Source organism: Streptomyces sp. Y20, from assembly GCF_043195475.1.
Taxonomy (GTDB): Bacteria; Actinomycetota; Actinomycetes; order Streptomycetales; family Streptomycetaceae; genus Streptomyces.
The window spans coordinates 642,541-659,469 of record NZ_JBIDDP010000001.1 but is presented as its reverse complement, the minus strand read 5'-3'; the positions used below and the strand labels follow the sequence as shown (position 1 = coordinate 659,469).

20 protein-coding genes and 1 pseudogene are annotated in these 16,929 nt (G+C 72.7%); 8 read left to right on the top strand and 13 right to left on the bottom strand.

What is annotated here, in order from left to right:
* Positions 1–77: 77 nt before the first annotated feature.
* The gene (locus ACGFT1_RS02750; RefSeq protein ID WP_373907201.1) at positions 78–359 is read right to left on the bottom strand and encodes a DUF6332 family protein; all 282 of its coding nucleotides are present in this window, start codon (positions 357–359) and stop codon (positions 78–80) included.
* A gap of 142 nt (positions 360–501) precedes the next feature.
* On the opposite strand from ACGFT1_RS02750, the gene ACGFT1_RS02745 reads away from it, so the two are divergent.
* Positions 502–900 carry a MarR family winged helix-turn-helix transcriptional regulator gene (locus tag ACGFT1_RS02745; protein ID WP_373907200.1) on the top strand — a complete coding sequence of 133 codons (399 nt, stop codon included), beginning with the start codon at positions 502–504 and terminating at the stop codon, positions 898–900.
* 17 nt (positions 901–917) lie between these two features.
* On the opposite strand, the gene ACGFT1_RS02740 is transcribed toward ACGFT1_RS02745, so the two are convergent.
* From ACGFT1_RS02740 to ACGFT1_RS02730, 3 genes are all read right to left on the bottom strand, one after another.
* The gene (locus ACGFT1_RS02740; protein ID WP_373907199.1) at positions 918–1,658 is read right to left on the bottom strand and encodes a maleylpyruvate isomerase family mycothiol-dependent enzyme; all 741 of its coding nucleotides are present in this window, start codon (positions 1,656–1,658) and stop codon (positions 918–920) included.
* A gap of 321 nt (positions 1,659–1,979) precedes the next feature.
* Positions 1,980–2,300: a nuclear transport factor 2 family protein gene (locus ACGFT1_RS02735; RefSeq protein WP_373907198.1), complete on the bottom strand. Its 321-nt coding sequence runs from the start codon at positions 2,298–2,300 to the stop codon at positions 1,980–1,982.
* A gap of 539 nt (positions 2,301–2,839) precedes the next feature.
* A complete protein-coding gene (locus ACGFT1_RS02730) occupies positions 2,840–3,220 on the bottom strand; it encodes a winged helix-turn-helix transcriptional regulator (RefSeq protein ID WP_373907197.1) in 381 nt (126 codons plus the stop codon).
* A gap of 74 nt (positions 3,221–3,294) precedes the next feature.
* On the opposite strand from ACGFT1_RS02730, the gene ACGFT1_RS02725 reads away from it, so the two are divergent.
* Positions 3,295–3,945, top strand: coding sequence for an NADPH-dependent F420 reductase (locus tag ACGFT1_RS02725; RefSeq protein ID WP_373907196.1), 651 nt, complete (start codon positions 3,295–3,297; stop codon positions 3,943–3,945).
* Between the two features lie 29 nt (positions 3,946–3,974).
* Here the strand turns inward: ACGFT1_RS02725 and ACGFT1_RS02720 are convergent, their stop codons facing one another.
* Positions 3,975–4,106, bottom strand: a complete 132-nt coding sequence (locus ACGFT1_RS02720) for a hypothetical protein (protein ID WP_373907195.1) — start codon at positions 4,104–4,106, stop codon at positions 3,975–3,977.
* 273 nt (positions 4,107–4,379) lie between these two features.
* Between ACGFT1_RS02720 and ACGFT1_RS02715 the strand changes: the two genes are divergently transcribed.
* Positions 4,380–4,775: a luciferase family protein gene (locus tag ACGFT1_RS02715; RefSeq protein WP_373907194.1), complete on the top strand. Its 396-nt coding sequence runs from the start codon at positions 4,380–4,382 to the stop codon at positions 4,773–4,775.
* 69 nt (positions 4,776–4,844) lie between these two features.
* On the opposite strand, the gene ACGFT1_RS02710 is transcribed toward ACGFT1_RS02715, so the two are convergent.
* The gene (locus ACGFT1_RS02710) at positions 4,845–5,624 is read right to left on the bottom strand and encodes a DeoR/GlpR family DNA-binding transcription regulator (RefSeq protein WP_373907193.1); all 780 of its coding nucleotides are present in this window, start codon (positions 5,622–5,624) and stop codon (positions 4,845–4,847) included.
* A gap of 137 nt (positions 5,625–5,761) precedes the next feature.
* Between ACGFT1_RS02710 and ACGFT1_RS02705 the strand changes: the two genes are divergently transcribed.
* Positions 5,762–6,643: an SIS domain-containing protein gene (locus tag ACGFT1_RS02705; RefSeq protein WP_373907192.1), complete on the top strand. Its 882-nt coding sequence runs from the start codon at positions 5,762–5,764 to the stop codon at positions 6,641–6,643.
* 32 nt (positions 6,644–6,675) lie between these two features.
* Positions 6,676–7,584 carry a ketose-bisphosphate aldolase gene (locus tag ACGFT1_RS02700; RefSeq protein WP_373907191.1) on the top strand — a complete coding sequence of 303 codons (909 nt, stop codon included), beginning with the start codon at positions 6,676–6,678 and terminating at the stop codon, positions 7,582–7,584.
* 71 nt (positions 7,585–7,655) lie between these two features.
* Here the strand turns inward: ACGFT1_RS02700 and ACGFT1_RS02695 are convergent, their stop codons facing one another.
* Entirely contained in the window at positions 7,656–8,789 is a 1,134-nt protein-coding gene (locus ACGFT1_RS02695; RefSeq protein ID WP_373907190.1) for a methyltransferase, read from the bottom strand.
* A gap of 78 nt (positions 8,790–8,867) precedes the next feature.
* Between ACGFT1_RS02695 and ACGFT1_RS02690 the strand changes: the two genes are divergently transcribed.
* Together ACGFT1_RS02690 and ACGFT1_RS02685 are read left to right on the top strand one after the other, a co-directional pair.
* A complete protein-coding gene (locus ACGFT1_RS02690) occupies positions 8,868–9,518 on the top strand; it encodes an alpha-ketoglutarate-dependent dioxygenase AlkB (RefSeq protein WP_373907189.1) in 651 nt (216 codons plus the stop codon).
* 242 nt (positions 9,519–9,760) lie between these two features.
* Positions 9,761–11,008: an ROK family protein gene (locus tag ACGFT1_RS02685; RefSeq protein WP_373907188.1), complete on the top strand. Its 1,248-nt coding sequence runs from the start codon at positions 9,761–9,763 to the stop codon at positions 11,006–11,008.
* Between the two features lie 136 nt (positions 11,009–11,144).
* Here ACGFT1_RS02685 and ACGFT1_RS02680 read toward each other — a convergent pair whose 3' ends face one another.
* From ACGFT1_RS02680 to ACGFT1_RS02655, 6 genes and pseudogenes are all read right to left on the bottom strand, one after another.
* The gene (locus ACGFT1_RS02680) at positions 11,145–12,068 is read right to left on the bottom strand and encodes a phosphotriesterase (protein ID WP_373907187.1); all 924 of its coding nucleotides are present in this window, start codon (positions 12,066–12,068) and stop codon (positions 11,145–11,147) included.
* Positions 12,065–12,643, bottom strand: coding sequence for a DUF4865 family protein (locus ACGFT1_RS02675; protein WP_373907186.1), 579 nt, complete (start codon positions 12,641–12,643; stop codon positions 12,065–12,067). The genes ACGFT1_RS02680 and ACGFT1_RS02675 overlap by 4 nt, the downstream gene beginning before the upstream one ends.
* 30 nt (positions 12,644–12,673) lie before the next feature.
* The gene (locus ACGFT1_RS02670; protein WP_373907185.1) at positions 12,674–13,069 is read right to left on the bottom strand and encodes a cupin domain-containing protein; all 396 of its coding nucleotides are present in this window, start codon (positions 13,067–13,069) and stop codon (positions 12,674–12,676) included.
* A gap of 5 nt (positions 13,070–13,074) precedes the next feature.
* Positions 13,075–13,650 carry a TetR/AcrR family transcriptional regulator gene (locus tag ACGFT1_RS02665; protein WP_373907184.1) on the bottom strand — a complete coding sequence of 192 codons (576 nt, stop codon included), beginning with the start codon at positions 13,648–13,650 and terminating at the stop codon, positions 13,075–13,077.
* A gap of 677 nt (positions 13,651–14,327) precedes the next feature.
* A pseudogene (locus tag ACGFT1_RS02660) lies at positions 14,328–14,808 on the bottom strand (ATP-binding protein); the annotation flags it as partial.
* A gap of 205 nt (positions 14,809–15,013) precedes the next feature.
* Positions 15,014–15,337: a hypothetical protein gene (locus ACGFT1_RS02655; protein WP_373907183.1), complete on the bottom strand. Its 324-nt coding sequence runs from the start codon at positions 15,335–15,337 to the stop codon at positions 15,014–15,016.
* A 316-nt stretch (positions 15,338–15,653) separates the two neighbouring features.
* On the opposite strand from ACGFT1_RS02655, the gene ACGFT1_RS02650 reads away from it, so the two are divergent.
* Complete coding sequence (locus ACGFT1_RS02650) at positions 15,654–16,778, top strand: PLP-dependent cysteine synthase family protein (protein ID WP_373907182.1); 1,125 nt, start codon at positions 15,654–15,656, stop codon at positions 16,776–16,778.
* Positions 16,779–16,929: the final 151 nt, after the last annotated feature.

The window sequence follows — 16,929 nt, the reverse complement described above, 5'->3', positions numbered from 1 at the left end:
GCCCGGCTGAGGTCCTCGTCGGCGTCGGCCTGAGCCATCGGCGCGGTGAGACACCCGCTCCCGGATTTCCGAACGGCCTAGCTCTCGTCGTGCGGTGCCGGCCGGTCGGACCGCGTCTGCTGCTGGAAGCGGACCAGCACGCTCACCACGCGGGCGACGAAGACCACCGCGGCGACGGCCGGGCCCAGCCGGAGCAGCACCGTGGTCGGCAGGGGCGGCAGGTGGAACAGGAGCGCGGGGCCGGCCACGGCTCCGAACAGCACCGCTGCCGCGAACGTGGCGCTGACCAGCGCATATCCGATCTCGACCGTGGCCGCGTCCTGTTCGGCCTTGGTGCGACGTCCCCCGTATGCATACATTCCGTCAGTTTCACAGACACGCACCCGGCGGACAAGCGGTCGCCACCGGGTGCACGCGCGCGGAAGCCGGCCGGCCAGCCTCTTGCATGCATGTGCATTAAATTACGACGCAATGAAACTGTTTCTCTGCTACGGTGCGCCCATGGCGGCGAAGAAGGCCGAACAGGCGCTCGTGGAGCAGTGGCGGGACATCCTGGCCCTGCAAGCCCGCACCCAGTGCGAACTGGACCGTGAGCTGCACGTGCACGGCCTGTGCGCCAGCGACTTCGAGGTCCTCGACCTGCTCGCCGAGGGTGGCGCGGCGGACGGCGGCTGCTCGAACCGCGTGCAGGAGATCTCCGACCGCGTCCATCTCAGCCAGAGCGCGCTGTCCCGGCTCATCGGCCGCCTGGAGAAGGACGGCCTCGTCGAGCGGACCATGTGCCCCGACGACCGGCGCGGGGTGCGTGTGTCGCTCACGGCGAAAGGGCGCGCGCTGCACGCGGAGGTGCGGCCGGTGCAACGCGCGGTGCTGGCCCGGATGCTGACCGACGCCGACTGATACGGGCTGACGGCAAGTCAGATAACGGACCGCTCCTGCCACAGTGCCGCGAGCGACCGGTCGCCCGTCACCTGCGGCACCGCCCTCCGGTTCCACAGCGCCAGGTACAACTGATCGGCAGGGCCCGACAGTTCGGTCTCGGCCGCACCGTCCGCCGCGCGCACGCACACCGGTTGCCCGGCCGTGAGCCGCAGGGTCCACACCGCGTCCGCCCCCGCGTCCGCGGCCCGCACCCGCAGCACCCGCGGCTCCTCGCTGCGCAGCCGGCTGCGGGAGCGGGCGTGGAAGCCGCGCAGCAGCTCGTCGATGCCGTCCACCGCGAAGTCGGGCGCGACCGGGGACGGGGTACCCCCGCGGGCCGCCTCCGCGTCGTACCGGTGCACGGTCGTCTCGTGCGCCTGCCGGCGAGCCCAGAACGCCAACGGCGACGGACCGGGCTGCGGCAGGAACGTCCAGCACTCGGTATCGGCGGGGGCGGCGGTCAGGCTGTCCAGCAGCAGGCGGTGGCTCTCCCGGTACCAGGCCACCAGCCCGGCGCCGTCCAGCTCCGGCGGTTCGCCGAAGGGCCCGCCCTCGGTGCGCCCCTCGGCGACGATGGCGGTGGCCCACCGGTGCACCCCACCGGTGTGCCGCAGCAGATCACGCACCTGCCACTCCGGGCACGTCGGCACCTTGGCGGCGGTCCCCGCCGCCTCGGCCGCGTCGGCCAGCAGCCGTCCTTCACGGTCCAAGGTCTCCAGATACTCAGCAGTCTCCATGGGGTCGAGTGTGCCTGACGGCGCCGACTCCAACAGGGTTGGGGTGCACGTGCGTTGGCGCGATGGGGTGCTTGGAGGGGGGCGTGCGGGTCGCGGGCGTCCTCCCGCGCCGGGTCGCGCGGCCGGGGCCGCCGGAGCCGGCCGTCACCCGCGGGGTGCCCGGCAGCTCAAGCACGCCAACCTCAACGTGCTGGGCCGCTACACCTTCCGCCACTCCGGTCCGGCCTGCGGCCCCTGCGCGATCCGGCCGACGCCGCGGACGACGAAGAACCCGACGAGTAGGTGAACCCCCGTTCGGGGCTGTAGCCCAGGGCCCGTGGTTCAGGCCTGGCCGGTCTCGAAGCGGACGACCTGGCCGTCAGCGATCTCGAAGCGCCAGGCGGTGCGCATCTCGCCCCAGGTGTCGTTGCGATAGTTGACCACCAGGGAGCGGCCCCCGTCGGCTTCGGAATCGACGGACATGTGGCCGTTGCAGGACCAGATCTCCCGCTCCGACCAGTCGTCGATGTCGCGGTCGGAACCATCGTCGGACATGGTCGCGCTGGGGGTCAGGATCGCGCGGAAGGCGGTGCGGTCCCCGGCGTTGACGGCGGTGACGAAGGTACGGACGGTGGGGTCGGTCAGCTGGGTGGGATCGATCACGGGGGCTCCTGGGCAGGTGTGTGCGTACGGTGCTGTGTGCGAGACAACACCAGGGTGGCCGCGCTCGCGGCCACCCTCACCCGTTCGCCGCCGGACGGCGTGTCAGAGGCGGTGTGGGGCCTTCGTTGAACACACATGCGCAATGGCTGGCGTTCGCAGAGTGGGGAGGGTGTAGCCCTGACTGCGCCGTACGGTCACCCCCTGGTCGAGCGCGGTTCGACGACAGGGAGGTATCGGCGCGCGACTGCCCGAACCCTGTGGTCCTGTGGCGCCTGTCCGCAGGCGGCGCCGAAGTCTTCGGGAGGGCTGGACGGTGCCTTGGCCCGCGAGACGCCAAGAAGCAGCTCCCGAACAGCTGACACCACGCCCGGCTCACCGGCCCCCGAGGTCTACCCCGGGCCAGGGGGCCGGGGCAGACCTCAAGCTGGATCGCCCCCGCATTCAGCTGACGGGATGACCGACGGCGTCTAGGCGTGGTGGCGGCGAGCTGGCCGCCCGCATGGCCTCGCGTCCGGCCGAGGCGGCACCCGAGGACGACGTCACGGCGCTCGAACGGCAGCTGTCCGATCTGCGCTTCGACTGAGACCGGCACCGGCATGCCCTGCATCGCCGTGCTCGAAGGCCCATGCGCCGACGGCGTCGATGGGCGCCAGCAAGGTCCGGCCCAGAGCGGTGAGTCGGTACTCGACCCGTGATGGTGCGTCGGGGTCTGCCTGCCGGTCGACCAGTCCGTTGAACTGCAGCCGGCGCAGAGTCTCGGTGAGGACCTTGGAACTGATGCCCCCGATCCGCTCCCGTAATTCGATCGGGCGACTGGGGCCGTCGCGCAGTGCCCAGAGCACCACGGAGTTCCAGGTGTTGGAGAGCAGGTCGAAGGCAAGGGGGGCGCGGCAGTCGGCGAGGAAGGCGTCAGTCGTCACGTACCGAATGGTGCCCGAACGGCCATCTAGCGTCGGTGCGAACGGTCGAAGCAGACACGGAGAGGGACCGCGTGATGAGAATCGGTGTACTGGGCACGGGCAACATGGCCGACGCGCTCGCCACCCACTGGGTGCGGGCCGGGCACGAGGTGACTATCGGGGGACGGGACGCACACAAGGCGGAGCGGCTCGCGACGCGCATCGGAGGCAGCGCGAAGCCTGCCAGTCTGCGCGCGGCGGCCGCCTCCGGTCAGGTGGCGTTGGCCGCGCTGCCCTTCGGGGCGGGAGCAGACGTGGCGCGGGACCTCCACGCGGTCCTGCAGGGCAAGGTGGTGCTGGACTGCTCCAACCCGGTGGGGCCGGGCTTCCGGCTGCTGACGGAAGGCGGTCCCTCCGCCGCGCAGCAACTGGCTGCGGCGGCACCGGGAGCCCACGTGGTCAAGGCTTTCAACCTCTGTCACGAGGACGTGTGGCGCATGCGGCCGCCCGTCTTCGATGGGCGACCATTGGCTGTTCCGGTCTGCGGGGACGACGAGACGGCCCTCGTGCGTGTGCGTGAGTTGGTACGGAACGTGGGCTGTGAACCCGTGGCCGGCGGCGGTCTCGAACGTGCGGGTCTCCTGGAAGCGACCGCCGCGCTGTTTATCGCGCTGTGGGTCGGCGAGGGAGCTTATGCCCAGGCAATCGCCCCTCCGCTGGCATACGCGGCCGGACCGAGCCACTAGGAAGCGGAGGGTGGCACGGCGGCTTTCCGTCAGGGATTCTTGGACATCGGCGTCCACGTGCCCGTGTTCGCCACCGCCGGCATCGGCGGCATGACGGTGTAGGCCGCGGTGTTCCTCGTGCTGGTGGCCGTGTGGTGCTTGGCGGGCAAGTTCTTCGCCACCCGACCCGTCATCGCCAAAGGCACTTGCCCGCTGGGACCGCGTCCTGCTGCCCCTGGTCCTGATCGCCATCGGCCTGCTCATCCTCATCGAGGCGGCGCCTTCGGCCTGTAGCGACTGGCGGCACATCACCGGCGCAGTCCGGGGCGCACGGAAGGGAAGTCCCGTTCGGAACGCGGATGAATGTGCGGGCTTCGGAACCCGCTGTGGATACAGGTCGGTTAATGCTTGCGCACGACCTGGTTGCGGGCGGGTGAGCAGGCCATGATGGGCCCATGACGTTGGCCTTCCGCGCGCTCGCGCAACTGGCGACCTGGCCGGACCTGAGACCGGCCGTCCCGAGCTGCGGCCTCGGGCAGGCCGTGTGTTCGGCACGGGGCGAGATCGCCCACTTCCACTCGGAACGTGACGTCGATCTGCGGCTCACCGACCGGGCCATCCGGCGGTTCGCCGAGGACCTCAGAGGTTCGGGACCGATCAGGATCGTGCCCGGCTCGCAGTGGGTGACCCTGCGGCTCGACGCCGCCAGCGACGTCGATCTGCTGCTGACCCTGGTGAGCGTGGCCCTCCAGGCGCAGCTGACCTGGCCCGACCCGGCCGAGCGGCCGCTGGTCGGCTGCAACGACCAGCGGGGCGCCGGGTTCGTGAAGGCCGACCTCGGCGCCTTCTGAGGCCGATCCCGCGCGCGGACCGAAGCCGGCGGCCTTTCGGCGGGACCGTATCGGCGGCGCGCGCCGGTCTCACACCGCCAGCACCCGGACACCCGCCTCCTCGAACCGCCGTACCGTCTGCGGTGCCACCGCCGCGTCCGTCACCAGGGTGTTCACCAGCTCCGCCCCGCAGATCCGGGCGAACGCGCGGCGCCCCAGCTTGCTGGAGTCCGCGGCGACCACCACCCGCTCGGCGCGCTCGCACAGCAGCCGGTTGATCGCGGCCTCCGCCTCGTCGTGCGCCGCCGCGCCGTGCGTGACGTCGAAGCCGACGACTCCGAGCACGGCCACGTCGAGCGTGATCTGCCCCAGCACCCCGTCCGCCAGTGGACCGATGAGTTCGTACGACTGGGCGCGTGCCACCCCGCCCGTCACCACGATCTTGAACTGGGGCCGTACGGCCAGCTCGTTGGCGATGTTGAGCGCATTGGTGACGACGGTCAGTGCCGGTGAACCGGTACCCAGGTCACCGCGCACGGCCAGCGCGCGGGCCACCTCCGTGGTGGTCGTTCCACCGGTCAGCCCCACGGCTTCGCCCGGCACGACGAGTTCGGCCACCGCCTTGGCGATGCGCTGCTTCTCCGAGGCGCGGCGGGCCGTCTTGTAGCGCAGCGGGAGTTCGTACGACACCCCGTGCACCACCGCTCCGCCCCGGGTGCGGACCAGCATCTGCTGCTCGGCGAGCTGGTCGAGGTCGCGGCGGATCGTGGCCGCGGACACCGCCAGTTCGGCCGCCGCCTCCTCGACCTCCAGCCGGCCGCGCTCGACGAGCAGTTCCAGCAGCGCCTTCCAGCGGGCGTCCCGGGACATCCGCGGCCTCCGTTCCCTGACCGTCGTCTTCGATCTTCTGGCGACCCTAGCGCACCCGGTATCGCGCTCGAATGCTTGATTGTGCTCGAAAGATCGCTATATCTTGCAGGAACAATCAGCTAGGGGAGGGTGTGGGCATGACCCATGTCGAGAACGAGCTGAAGAGTCAGCCGGAGTGCTGGATACGGGCGGCCGCGCAGGCGGGGCGCCACCGGGAGGCATTGCCGGAGCGGGGGGAGCGGGTCGCCGTCGTCGGGTGCGGGACCTCGTACTTCATGGCCCAGGCCGTCGCCGCACTGCGCGAGGACGCGGGGCAGGGGGAGACCGACGCGTTCGCCGCCTCCGAGTTCCCGTCCGCGCGGTCCTACGACCGCGTCCTCGCCCTCACCCGCTCCGGCACCACCACCGAAGTACTCGACGTACTGGGGAAGTTGCGCGGACGGACGCGCACCACCGCCGTGACCGCGGATCCGGACACGCCGGTCGTGTCGGCCGCCGACGATGTCGTGGTGATCGACTTCGCCGACGAACGCTCCGTGGTGCAGACCCGGTTCGCCACCACCGCGTTCACCCTCCTGCGCGCCCACCTGGGCCTGCACACCGACACCGTCGTCGCCGACGCGCGCACCGCCCTCGCCACCCCTCTGCACCAAGGACTCGCGGAGCGTACGCAGTTCACCTTCCTCGGGCGCGGCTGGACCGTCGGACTCGCCCACGAGGCCGCGCTGAAAATGCGCGAGGCGTCCCTCGCCTGGACGGAGGCCTACCCGGCGATGGAGTACCGGCACGGCCCGATCAGCGTCACCACCGACGGCACGGCCACCTGGATGCTCGGTACGGCACCCGGAGGCCTGGCCGAACAGGTCCGCGCCACCGGCGCGTCGTGGATCGGGGGCGGACTCGATCCGCTCGCCGAACTCGTCCGCGTGCAGCGGCTCGCGGTGGCCGTCGCCGCCGCCCGGGGCCTCGACCCCGACCGGCCGCGCCACCTCACCCGCTCGGTGATCCTCGCCCCCTGAACCCGCCGGCCCCGTCCCGGAAGGACCCGCACGTGCCCCTCGCACCCACGGGCGAGCTGGTCACCCGCGCCGCCAAGGCCCGGTCCGCCGTTCCCGCGTTCAACGTCATCACCCTCGAACACGTCGAGGCCGTCATCGCCGGAGCCGAGGCCGCCGGCGCCCCGGTCGTCCTCCAGGTCAGCGAGAACGCCGTCAGGTTCCGCTACGGGCGGCTGCTGCCGCTGGCCCGCGCCGCCGTCGCCGCCGCCGAACGCGCCGCCGTGCCTGTCGCGTTGCACCTGGACCATGTGCAGAGCGACGAGCTGCTGCGGCAGGCGCCCGGTGCCGGGTTCTCCTCGGTGATGTACGACGCGGCCCATCTGCCGTACGCCCAGAACCTCGCGGCGACGCGGGCCGCCGCCGACTGGGCACACGGCCGAGGGCTCTGGATCGAGGCCGAGTTGGGTCAGATCGGGGGAAAGGACGGCCGGCCCGCGCTCGACGCCCACGCGCCCGGCGCCCGCACCGACCCGGACCAGGCACGGGACTTCGTCGCCGGTACCGGTGTCGACGCGCTGGCGGTCGCCATCGGCAGCACGCACGCGATGACCACCCGCACCGCCGTCCTGGACCACGGCCTGCTCCGGCACCTCTCGGCAGCGCTCGCCGTGCCGCTCGTCCTGCACGGCTCCTCCGGCGTACCGGACACGGGGCTGGTCGCCGCGGTCGGGGGCGGCATCACCAAGGTCAACGTCGGCACCGCACTCAACATCGCCATGACCGGGGCGATCCGCACGTACCTCGCCGCCCGGCCCGAGGCCGTCGACTCCCGCGAGTACCTCGGCGTCGGCCGGGAGGCGATGGCCCGCGAGGTCACCCGGATCATCGGCGTCCTCGCCCGCACCCCCGCCGGGCCGGCCGCCCCACGACCCCCCGCCTCGTCCCCGCACCCCCGGAGCTGACCGCCACCGGGACCGCGCGCACGGCGGCGCCCGCCGGCAACGCCCGCCGAAGGCCTCGTCGGATCCGGGGTCTAGCTCTTCCTGACGGCCCTGAGCACGACGAACTTCGGGTCGCACGCGACCAGTTCGGCGTTCCCGAACAGCCGCTTCAGCTTCACGTGGTAACCGAGGTGGCGGTTGCCGACCACCCACAGTTCGCCGCCCGGCCGCAGCGCGCGCTTGGCCCCGGTGAACATCCGCCACGCCGTCGCGTCCGTCGTCGCCTGGTGGGAGTGGAACGGCGGGTTGTTCAGGACCAGGTCCACACTGCCGGGCGCCACCCCGGCCAGCCCGTCCCCGACCCGGAACTCGGCGTGCCCGGGCACCCCGTTGGCCTTGTACGTCGCCTCCGCCGAGGCCACCGCCTGGAACGACTCGTCCACGAACAGCACTTCGGCCGCCGGATCGGCCAGCGCCACCGCCGTACCCACCACGCCGTTGCCGCAGCCCAGGTCCACCACCCGGCCCGCGCCCGGACCGGGCAGGTGCTGGAGGAGGAAACGGGTGCCGATGTCCAGCCGGTCGGCGCAGAAGACGCCCGCGTGATTGACGACCGTGCGCCCGGACACCGCGCCGACACCGCCCGGCAGGGCGTAGCTGTACGGCCACGGGTTCGCGGGCCGCTCCCGCGCCGGGTCCGGGGCGCAGAAGATCAGCCGGGCCTTCTGCCGCGCCAGCGAGGTCCGGGTCGGCCCGATGATCCGCTCGAACAGCTCCAGCGTCGAGGTGTGGATCTCCTTCACCATCCCGGTGCCGACGACGACGGTGCCCGCGTGCAGCCCGGGTGCCAGGCGCAGCAACTGGTCCTCCAGCAGCGCCAGGCTCTTGGGCACCCGCACCAGCAGCACGTCCACCCGCTCCGGCGGGGCGTCCTGCGTGGTGAGCAGCCGGACGGCACCCGGCTCGGCACCGGCCCGCGCCAGGTTCGCCCGGGTCGCCTCCTGGCTCAGGAAGGAATCGGTGATCTGCACCGGCCGGTGCGCGGCCAGCGCCGTGACCAGCGCGCCCCAGCGGTCCCCGACCACGACGACCGTGCCCGACAAGGGCACCTTCTCCTCGGCCAGATGCCGCAGCAGATACGCGTCGGAGGCGTCCCAGGCACGCAGCCGGTCACGGGGGTCCTCGGGGAAGCGGGTCAGCCCGACCTCGCCCCACGGTGTCGTCATAGGGTCGCTCATCGTGCGTCCAGGCTATCCGAGCCGCAGCTCAGGGCTGGTGCGACGAACCTGCGGCAGTATGGGCGCATGGACGTGGAGCTGTTTCCCCGGGAGCGTGCGGAGGTCACCGCGGGCGCCGTGCATGTCCCGGACTGGCTGGACGAGGCGCGGCAGCGCGACCTGCTCGCCGCCTGCCGGGAATGGGCGCGGCCCCCGGCCGGACTGCGCACGGTCCGCACCCCGGGCGGCGGCACGATGACCGCGCGCCAGGTCTGCCTCGGCTGGCACTGGTACCCGTACGCCTACACCCGCACGGTCGTCGACGGCGACGGCACGCCCGTCAAACCCTTCCCGGACTGGCTCGGCGAGCTGGGACGCCGGGCAGTGGCCGACGCCCTCGGCCCGGACGCCGTCCCCGACGCGCCGTACGACATCGCACTGATCAACTTCTACGACGGCGACGCCCGGATGGGCATGCACCGTGACAGCGACGAGAAGTCGGACGCCCCGGTGGTGTCGCTGAGCCTCGGCGACAGCTGCGTGTTCCGCTTCGGCAACACGCGAACGCGGGCGAAGCCGTACACCGACGTCGACCTGCGCAGCGGTGACCTGTTCGTCTTCGGCGGCCCGTCCCGGCTCGCCTACCACGGCGTGCCGCGGGTCCAGCCGGGCACGGCCCCGGAGGGGCTGGGCCTCACCGGCCGGCTCAACATCACCTTGCGTGTGAGTGGCCTCTAGGGGCTCTCGTTCGGGCTCCTGCCGGGATCGCGGGCCCTGGCGCCGCTCTCCCGCTTCCGGCTTCGCTCGAGGGAGGTACCCCACCGCCGCGCTGCCGTCGGCTGCCATGGCTCCGCCAAGGCGCCCTCGCCTTGCGACACACGGCACCGGACCCGCTCCCGCGCTCCTGCCTGGTCCGAACGGAAGACCCGAGCCGGCAGGCACACGCCACCCAAGCTGCGGATCATGGGAGACTCACCCCTATGAGCGGCAAGGCGGATCCCCGGACAGCGGGGGAGAGGACCACCTCGAGAGCGCGGCTGGACCGGGGGCGCGGTGCGCTCGGACCCGCGCTGGAGCTGGTGCACACCGGGCGGGCCCCCACCCGGGCCGTGCTCACCGCCGAACTCGGTGTCACCCGGGCGACGGCCGGCGCGGTGGCCGCCGAACTGGAGTCGCTCGGCCTGATCAAAGTGGACGCCCGGCCCGGCTCGGCGGCCGGCTCCCAGGGGCGCCCCTCGCACCGGCTGGACGTCGCCGAGGACGGCCCCGTGGCACTCGCGGCGCAGATCCACGCCGACGGCTTCCGGGCCGCGCTGGTCGGCCTCGGCGGACGGATCGTGGCGACCGCGCCCGGCTGCGAGACCGTCGAGGCCGACCCGGCCAAGGTGCTCGGCTCCGTGGTCGAGGTGGGCGCGGAGCTGCTGCGCACGACCGGCCGGCGCTGCGTCGGCGCCGGGCTGGCCGTACCGTCCGCCGTCGCCGAACCCGGCGGCCTGGCCCTCAACCCCCTGCACCTGGCCTGGCCCGTCGGCGCCCCCGTCACACGGACCTTCGCCGAGTGCGTACGCGCCGCCGGCATCACCGGACCCGCGTTCGCGGCCAACGACGTCAACCTCGCCGCGCTCGCCGAGCACCGGCACGGCGCCGGCCGGGGCGCGCGGGACCTGCTGTGCGTCGCCACCGGACACCGGGGCGTCGGCGGTGCCCTCGTCCTCGACGGCCGCCTGCACACCGGCAGTTCAGGGCTCGCTCTGGAGGTCGGCCACCTCACCGTCAACCCCGAGGGCCGCCCCTGCCACTGCGGCAGCCGCGGCTGCCTGGACGTGGAGGCCGACCCGCTGGCCCTGCTCATGGAGGCCGGCCGTGAACCCGGCCCCGAGGTGTCGCTGCTCCAGCAGGCCAACGACCTGCTGCGCACGCGGTACGACGACAGGGCCGTGCGCACCGCCGCCGAAGCCCTCATCGACCGCCTCGGCCTCGGTCTCGCCGGCCTCGTCAACATCCTCAACCCCGACCGCATCATCCTGGGCGGCCTCCACCGCACCCTCCTGGACGCCGACCCCGCCCGGCTCCGCGCGGTGGTCGCCGACCGCAGCCTCTGGGGCCAGAGCGGCGGCGTCCCCATCCTCCCGTGCACCCTCGACCACAACAGCCTGGTCGGAGCCGCCGAACTGGCCTGGCAGCCGGTCCTGGACGACCCACTGGGCGCGCTGGCCGCGGGCGCGTAGACGTCCCGTCGGGCGCCCGCGGCGAACGCGGACGCCCGGACGATCCGCTGGGCGGGCTGGTCGCGGATGCCCGGGCGGCGGCGGGTCGGTGTCCGGCGTACCGAAGCCGCCGGGTTCCGGTGCGTCCGGACCTTCCCTACTCCCGGGCCGGGGACCAGTCGGCCGCGAAGGCCCGCGCCGGATGCTCCGTGAGCATGCGGTCCACCAGGTCCGCGCCCACCGCCTCCGCCAGCCGAGCGCGTACCCGGCGCAGCAGATACGGCATCCCGGGACCGCCGTCGACCGAGCGTGCCCCCGCGGTCACCGTGTCCCCGCCGAGCAGCAGCCGGTCCCCGAATCCCGCCTCCGCCAGGGCCCGTACGGCTTCCGGCATGCGCCAGTCGGTGGCGTGGTGGGCGCGGGACGGCCCGTCGAAGGCCAGCCAGCAGCCCGACCCGGCCGCCTGCCGGTGCACGACCGGGTCGGGGGCGCGGTTCAGGTGACCCAGGATCACCCGCTCACCGGGCACGCCCAACTCGCCGCACAGCAGGTCGATTACGTCCAGCGCACCGGTGCCCTGCTCCAGGTGTACGGCGATGGGCGCACCGGTGGCGTGATGCGCCTCGGCCGCCGCCGTCATGGTCCAGCGGGCGTGCGTGTCCAGGGTGTGGAAGCCGCCGGCCACCTTGACGAGACCGGCGCGCACCCCCGTCGTGCCGATGCCGTCGGTGAGTTCGGAGACGAACAGCGCGGCGAGCCGCCCGCCGCTCACCCGGGCGAGCGCCTCCGGCGCGTAGTGTGCCGCTTGGTGCAGGCCCGTCGCGCAGACCAGGTGGACCCCCGTCGTCCGGGTCAGCGCCGGCAGATCCGCCACGTGCCGTCCCATGCCGTACGGCGTCCACTGCACGACGGCAGCGCCGCCCGCCGCACGGAAGGCCGCCAACTCGGCCCGCGCGGCGGTGAGGTCGTCCAGTTCCTGTCCCGGCAGCCGTGGGCTGCGCAGGAAGAGGTGGTCGTGCGCGTCGCACACCCCCAGCTCCGCGGCCGGGATGTCGCCGAGGACCGTACGGACGTGTCTCACCACTGCCGTCCGCGCGCGAGACGGTCCCGGCCCGGGGCGGACACGTGCAGCACCTCGAAGACATCCCCGTCGGCCTTCGCGGTGGCGTGCTCCCAGAGGGAGAAGTGCACGAGCTCCCAGCGGTGCGGGTCCACGGCCGCCGCGGCGAGCACGGCACCGTCCTGGCCGGCCAGCCGTTCCGCCTCGGCCACCGCGTCCTCCATCAGCGCCGCCAATTCGGCTTCCTCCGGGACCGGTTGCCGCCGCCGTACGGCGAACGCGGCGGGCGCGCGGGTGCCCTCGGCGTACGCGAGACCGGTCCACTGCCGCACCGGGGGCCGCCCGAAGTCGTTGACGAGCCCCTGGAAGGCGCCGCCCCACAGGAAGCGGTTCATGCCGTCCACCGTGTTCCAGAGGTAGAACGGCGCGTACTGGTTCACCGGCGAGCCGTGCGCGCCCCGTTCACGTATCAGGTACGCCTTGAGACCGAGGCCCTCCCAGTCGTCCAGCAGATGGCCGACGCGGGCGACCCGGGCACGGATGACGCCCATGTCGTAGTCGGCGGGCAGGGACAACTCGTACTGCGCGGCGTGCATGACGTGGTCCTTCCGTCGGGGCAGGTGTGCTCAGGCGGGGTGGTCGGCGGCGGACACATGGCAGTCCCACTCGGTGGTGGTGCCGTCCGCGGCGGCCTCCACGACCGCGAGGTGGGTCATGAAGGTGCGGGGTCCGCCACCATGCCAATGCCATTCCCCGGGCTCGATCCACACCGTGTCGCCCGCGCGGATCACCTCGGCCGCCCCACCCCTGCGCTGTACCAGCCCCTCGCCCTCCAGGACGTGCAGCACCTGTCCGTGCGGGTGCCGGTGCCAGGCCGTGCGGGCGCCCGGTGCGAAGTGGACGTTGAGCATGCGCAGCCGGGACGGGGCCGCGGGCGCGGCGATCTCGTCCAGCCAGACCGTGCCGGTGAAGTGCTCCGCGGGGCCCTGCCAGGTGTCGGGCCGCCGTCTGGTGATGTGCACGTGACTCAGTTCTCCTGTCGGGGGGTCCGGGCTGCGAGCAGGGAGAGCAGGCCGCGGACGCCGGCGTCGAAGGCGGCGGGGGAGCCGGACGCGCGGGCGAGCACATAGCCGCCCTGCACGGTGGCGACGACGGCCGCGCCGATCTCCGCGCCGTCCAGTTCGGGCGCGAACTGCCCCTGCCGCTTGCCCTCTTCGACGATTCCGGCGATCCGCTCGCGGATGGCGGCGATCGTCTCGTCGACCGGTGCGCGCAGCTCGTCGCTGGCGATCACGTCCGGATCCATGGTCAGCCGGCCGACCGGGCAGCCGCGCAGCACGTCACGTTCGCGCAGCAGATACGCCTCGATGCGCTCGTACGGCGTGCCCGGACCGTCGAGCACGGCCCCCGCGGTGGCCCGCAGCTCCTCGGCGGTGCGCCGGATCGCCGCCAGGGCGAGGTCGGGCTTGCCCTTGAAGTGGTGGTACATGCTGCCCTGGCCGGCCTCCGCGCGCTCCAGGATCGCCTTGGGGCTGGTGCCCACGTATCCGCGCTCCCACAGCAGCTCGCGAGTGGACTCGATCAGTCGTTCCGGAGTGCTCATGCCCTCACTGTACATACTAGTAGTTACAGAACGCCAGACCCCGTGGTGCGCAACCGACCAGCGGCGCCGCCCGTCCGGGCCGGACACGCGGCTCGGCCGCACCGCGGGGAGCGGTGCGGCGTGGCGTGGCCCGGTGCCGGGGCACGAGTCGTCGCGGTCCACGGCCGTCCTCGGCCGTGGCTACGGGAACGGACCGCTGTCCGGTCAGCCGGGCAGGGACGTCCGTGCGGGGGTCCGTGCCCCGGTCGCGCCGGCGGGCTCCACGGTGGGCGTGGCAGTCATGGCCGGCGCGGGAGCCGCGGCGACGGGTGCCGTACTCCCGACCGGACTCACACCATCGACCGGACTCACGCCACCGACGGGACTCCTCGCGTCTCCCGCACCCGCGACCCGGTTCCCGGCCCCGGCCGGAATCCCCGCGCTCGCGACCGGAGCCCCGGCGCCCACCGGGGCGCCAGCTCCCACCGGAGCGCCAGCTCCCACCGGAGTCCCCGCGCCGACCACGGCCCCTGCCCCGACCGGCGTCCGGGCCGGCACCGGAGTTCCCGGCGGCACGGCCGTCCGCGCCGGAACCGGGTCCGGCGCCGAAGCGCCGGCAGCAGTCCCCACCGCCGGCACCGGCGCCGCCCGTACCGCGTCCCGCGTCGGACCCGCCGGACGGCTCCGCCCCACCGGAGGTGCCGGCAGGGTGAACCAGACGATCTTGCCGTTCTCGCCGTCCGGCCGGGCGCCCCAGCTCTCGCTCACCGCGGCCACCATCGCCAGGCCCCGCCCGCAGGTGGCCAGCGGGGTGACTTCCGCCGGGTCGGCGATGTCGGCGGGCGCGGTGACGGGCACCGTGCCGGTGACGTCGGCCGACAGGACATCGGCCGGTGTCGCGGTCACGCCGGCCGGTACCGGGAGGCGTGGATCGTGGTCGCGTACCGAGACGGTGAGCCGGTCCGCGAGCAGTTCCAGCTCGACGGTGCACGACTTGTCGGGCCGGGCGTGCCGGTGGACGTTGCTCAGCAACTCCGTCACACCGAGCGCGGCCCGGTCTATCAACGGGTCCATGTGCCAGTAACGCAACTGCGCAGATACGATTCTGCGGACCTGGCCGATCCGCGACGGCAGGGCCTGGAGTTCCACTGTGCAGTGCCTGCTTGGATGAGTGATCACGGCTGCGACTCCCCGATGTGAGGTTCGAAAGAACCGGATGAACACGGAGAACAACGGATCCAGGAGGGTGCTTGCGTCCAAACGTCCGCCTGCTGTCGTGGCCGGCGGGCTGGTTCTCAGCGTTATCGCCGGTAAACCCAGAGTGACGTGACATCAGCGTGACGCAGCGGATGCGCTCACGCAACTCGCCGCGACGGTGCGCTGCTCAGCCGTGGTCTCCCGCCGCCCGGCGCACCGCCTCGATGAACCGCCGCGCCGCGGGCGGCCCCGGCCGGCCCGGCGCCGGATCCTGCTCGCCGAGTGTCAGCAGATACCGCGTGCCGTTGACGTCGGCCAGCGCCCGGCCGTCCGGCGCGAACCACGGCTTGGACGCGCGCACCGCCTGCACCGGCGCGCTGTCGATCTCGCTGCCGTAGCTGGTGAGCAGCTCCAGCCTGCCGTCGCTGATCCGGACCTGTCCGGCCCGGGTGAGCGAACGCAGCCGCTTGCCGATCCGCACGCCCGTGGCCGTGAACTCCGGTTCCGCCATGTCCTGCCGCCCCCTCGCGGTGTCTGCGTGGTCCGTGCGCGTGGTCCGTGTGCGCCCCCGTTCGGGACGGCCGTCCCGTCGCGTGCAGTCTGCCTGGATGCGGCGCGGAGCACCAGTACGCGCGGGGTGTGTGCGACAGACCCGGGAGCGGGTGCGCCGATGCGCCCACGGCACTCTCGCACAGCCGTGCCCCAGAGTGGCTTTGGGTGGCTCAAAGATGCGTTTATGCAGGTGGGAAGCGGTGTGAAAGGTGCCTATGCTCGAAGGTGCCGGCCGTGCGAGGCGCGGTCGGCGACCAGCGTAAGGAGCCCCCGTCGTGAGCACCACCCATCAGGCCAGGACCGGCGCCACCCTCGACGTCGACCGCAGTGACGCCGCCTACCGAGGCTGGCTGAAAGAAGCCGTCCGCAAGGTGCAGGCCGACGCCAACCGCTCGGCGGACACGCACCTGCTGCACTTCCCGCTGCCCGAGCGGTGGGGCATCGACCTCTATCTGAAGGACGAGTCGACCCACCCGACCGGCAGCCTCAAGCACCGGCTGGCCCGGTCGCTGTTCCTCTACGGCCTGTGCAACGGCTGGATCCGCCCGGACCGCCCGGTGATCGAGGCGTCCAGCGGCTCGACGGCGGTCTCGGAGGCGTATTTCGCGAAGCTGATCGGGGTGCCGTTCATCGCGGTCATGCCGCGCACGACGAGCACCGAGAAGATCCGGCTGATCGAGTTCCACGGCGGACGGTGCCACTTCGTGGACGACTCCCGGAAGATGTACGAGGAGTCGGCCCGGCTCGCGGTGGAGACCGGCGGCCACTACATGGACCAGTTCACCTACGCCGAGCGGGCCACGGACTGGCGCGGCAACAACAACATCGCCGAATCGATCTTCCGTCAGCTGCGGCTGGAGCGGTTCCCGGAGCCGGCCTGGATCGTCGCGACGGCCGGCACCGGCGGCACCTCCGCGACGCTCGCGCGCTATGTGCACTACATGCAGTACGACACCCGTATCTGTGTCGCCGATCCGGAGAACTCCTGCTTCTTCGACGGCTGGACGACCGGCGACCCGGATGTCACCTGTGACTGCGGTTCGCGCATCGAGGGCATCGGCCGGCCGCGCATGGAGCCGAGCTTCGTGCCCGGCGCGGTCGACAGGATGATGAAGGTCCCGGACGCGGCCAGTGTCGCCGCCGTGCGGGCCCTGGACCGGGCCATCAACCGCAAGGCGGGCGGTTCGACCGGCACCGGGCTGTGGAGCGCCCTGAAGATCGTGGCCGAGATGGTGGCGGAGGGGCGCCGGGGCAGTGTGGTGACGCTGCTGTGCGACCCGGGGGACCGCTACCTCGACAAGTACTACTCGGACGCGTGGCTGGCCGGGCAGGGGCTGGACATCACGCCGTACGCGTCGGCGATCGACTCGTTCCTGGCGACGGGGGCCTGGCCGCTCTGAGCCGGCCCCGGCCCCGGAGGGCCCGCGCTCGACGGGCGGGTGTCCGCGGCATGTCGTTTTGATGTCAACTCAATTGGGGCTCTGGGCAAGCGGATTGCCTCCGTGCGACTGATAAGATCATCCCACTTTTCGGTGGGCTGACGACGTGTCA

Excerpts from the sequence above, each read along its gene's own strand:
- ACGFT1_RS02690 (WP_373907189.1), top strand. The coding sequence starts at position 8,868 with ATGGACGTGGAGCTGTTTCCCCGGGAGCGTGCGGAGGTCACCGCGGGC.
- ACGFT1_RS02655 (WP_373907183.1), bottom strand. The coding sequence starts at position 15,337 with ATGGCGGAACCGGAGTTCACGGCCACGGGCGTGCGGATCGGCAAGCGG.
- ACGFT1_RS02695 (WP_373907190.1), bottom strand. The coding sequence starts at position 8,789 with ATGACGACACCGTGGGGCGAGGTCGGGCTGACCCGCTTCCCCGAGGAC.
- ACGFT1_RS02745 (WP_373907200.1), top strand. The coding sequence starts at position 502 with ATGGCGGCGAAGAAGGCCGAACAGGCGCTCGTGGAGCAGTGGCGGGAC.
- ACGFT1_RS02715 (WP_373907194.1), top strand. The coding sequence starts at position 4,380 with ATGACGTTGGCCTTCCGCGCGCTCGCGCAACTGGCGACCTGGCCGGAC.
- ACGFT1_RS02675 (WP_373907186.1), bottom strand. The coding sequence starts at position 12,643 with ATGCACGCCGCGCAGTACGAGTTGTCCCTGCCCGCCGACTACGACATG.
- ACGFT1_RS02725 (WP_373907196.1), top strand. The coding sequence starts at position 3,295 with ATGAGAATCGGTGTACTGGGCACGGGCAACATGGCCGACGCGCTCGCC.
- ACGFT1_RS02705 (WP_373907192.1), top strand. The coding sequence starts at position 5,762 with ATGACCCATGTCGAGAACGAGCTGAAGAGTCAGCCGGAGTGCTGGATA.
- ACGFT1_RS02750 (WP_373907201.1), bottom strand. The coding sequence starts at position 359 with ATGTATGCATACGGGGGACGTCGCACCAAGGCCGAACAGGACGCGGCC.
- ACGFT1_RS02710 (WP_373907193.1), bottom strand. The coding sequence starts at position 5,624 with ATGTCCCGGGACGCCCGCTGGAAGGCGCTGCTGGAACTGCTCGTCGAG.
- ACGFT1_RS02740 (WP_373907199.1), bottom strand. The coding sequence starts at position 1,658 with ATGGAGACTGCTGAGTATCTGGAGACCTTGGACCGTGAAGGACGGCTG.
- ACGFT1_RS02685 (WP_373907188.1), top strand. The coding sequence starts at position 9,761 with ATGAGCGGCAAGGCGGATCCCCGGACAGCGGGGGAGAGGACCACCTCG.
- ACGFT1_RS02665 (WP_373907184.1), bottom strand. The coding sequence starts at position 13,650 with ATGAGCACTCCGGAACGACTGATCGAGTCCACTCGCGAGCTGCTGTGG.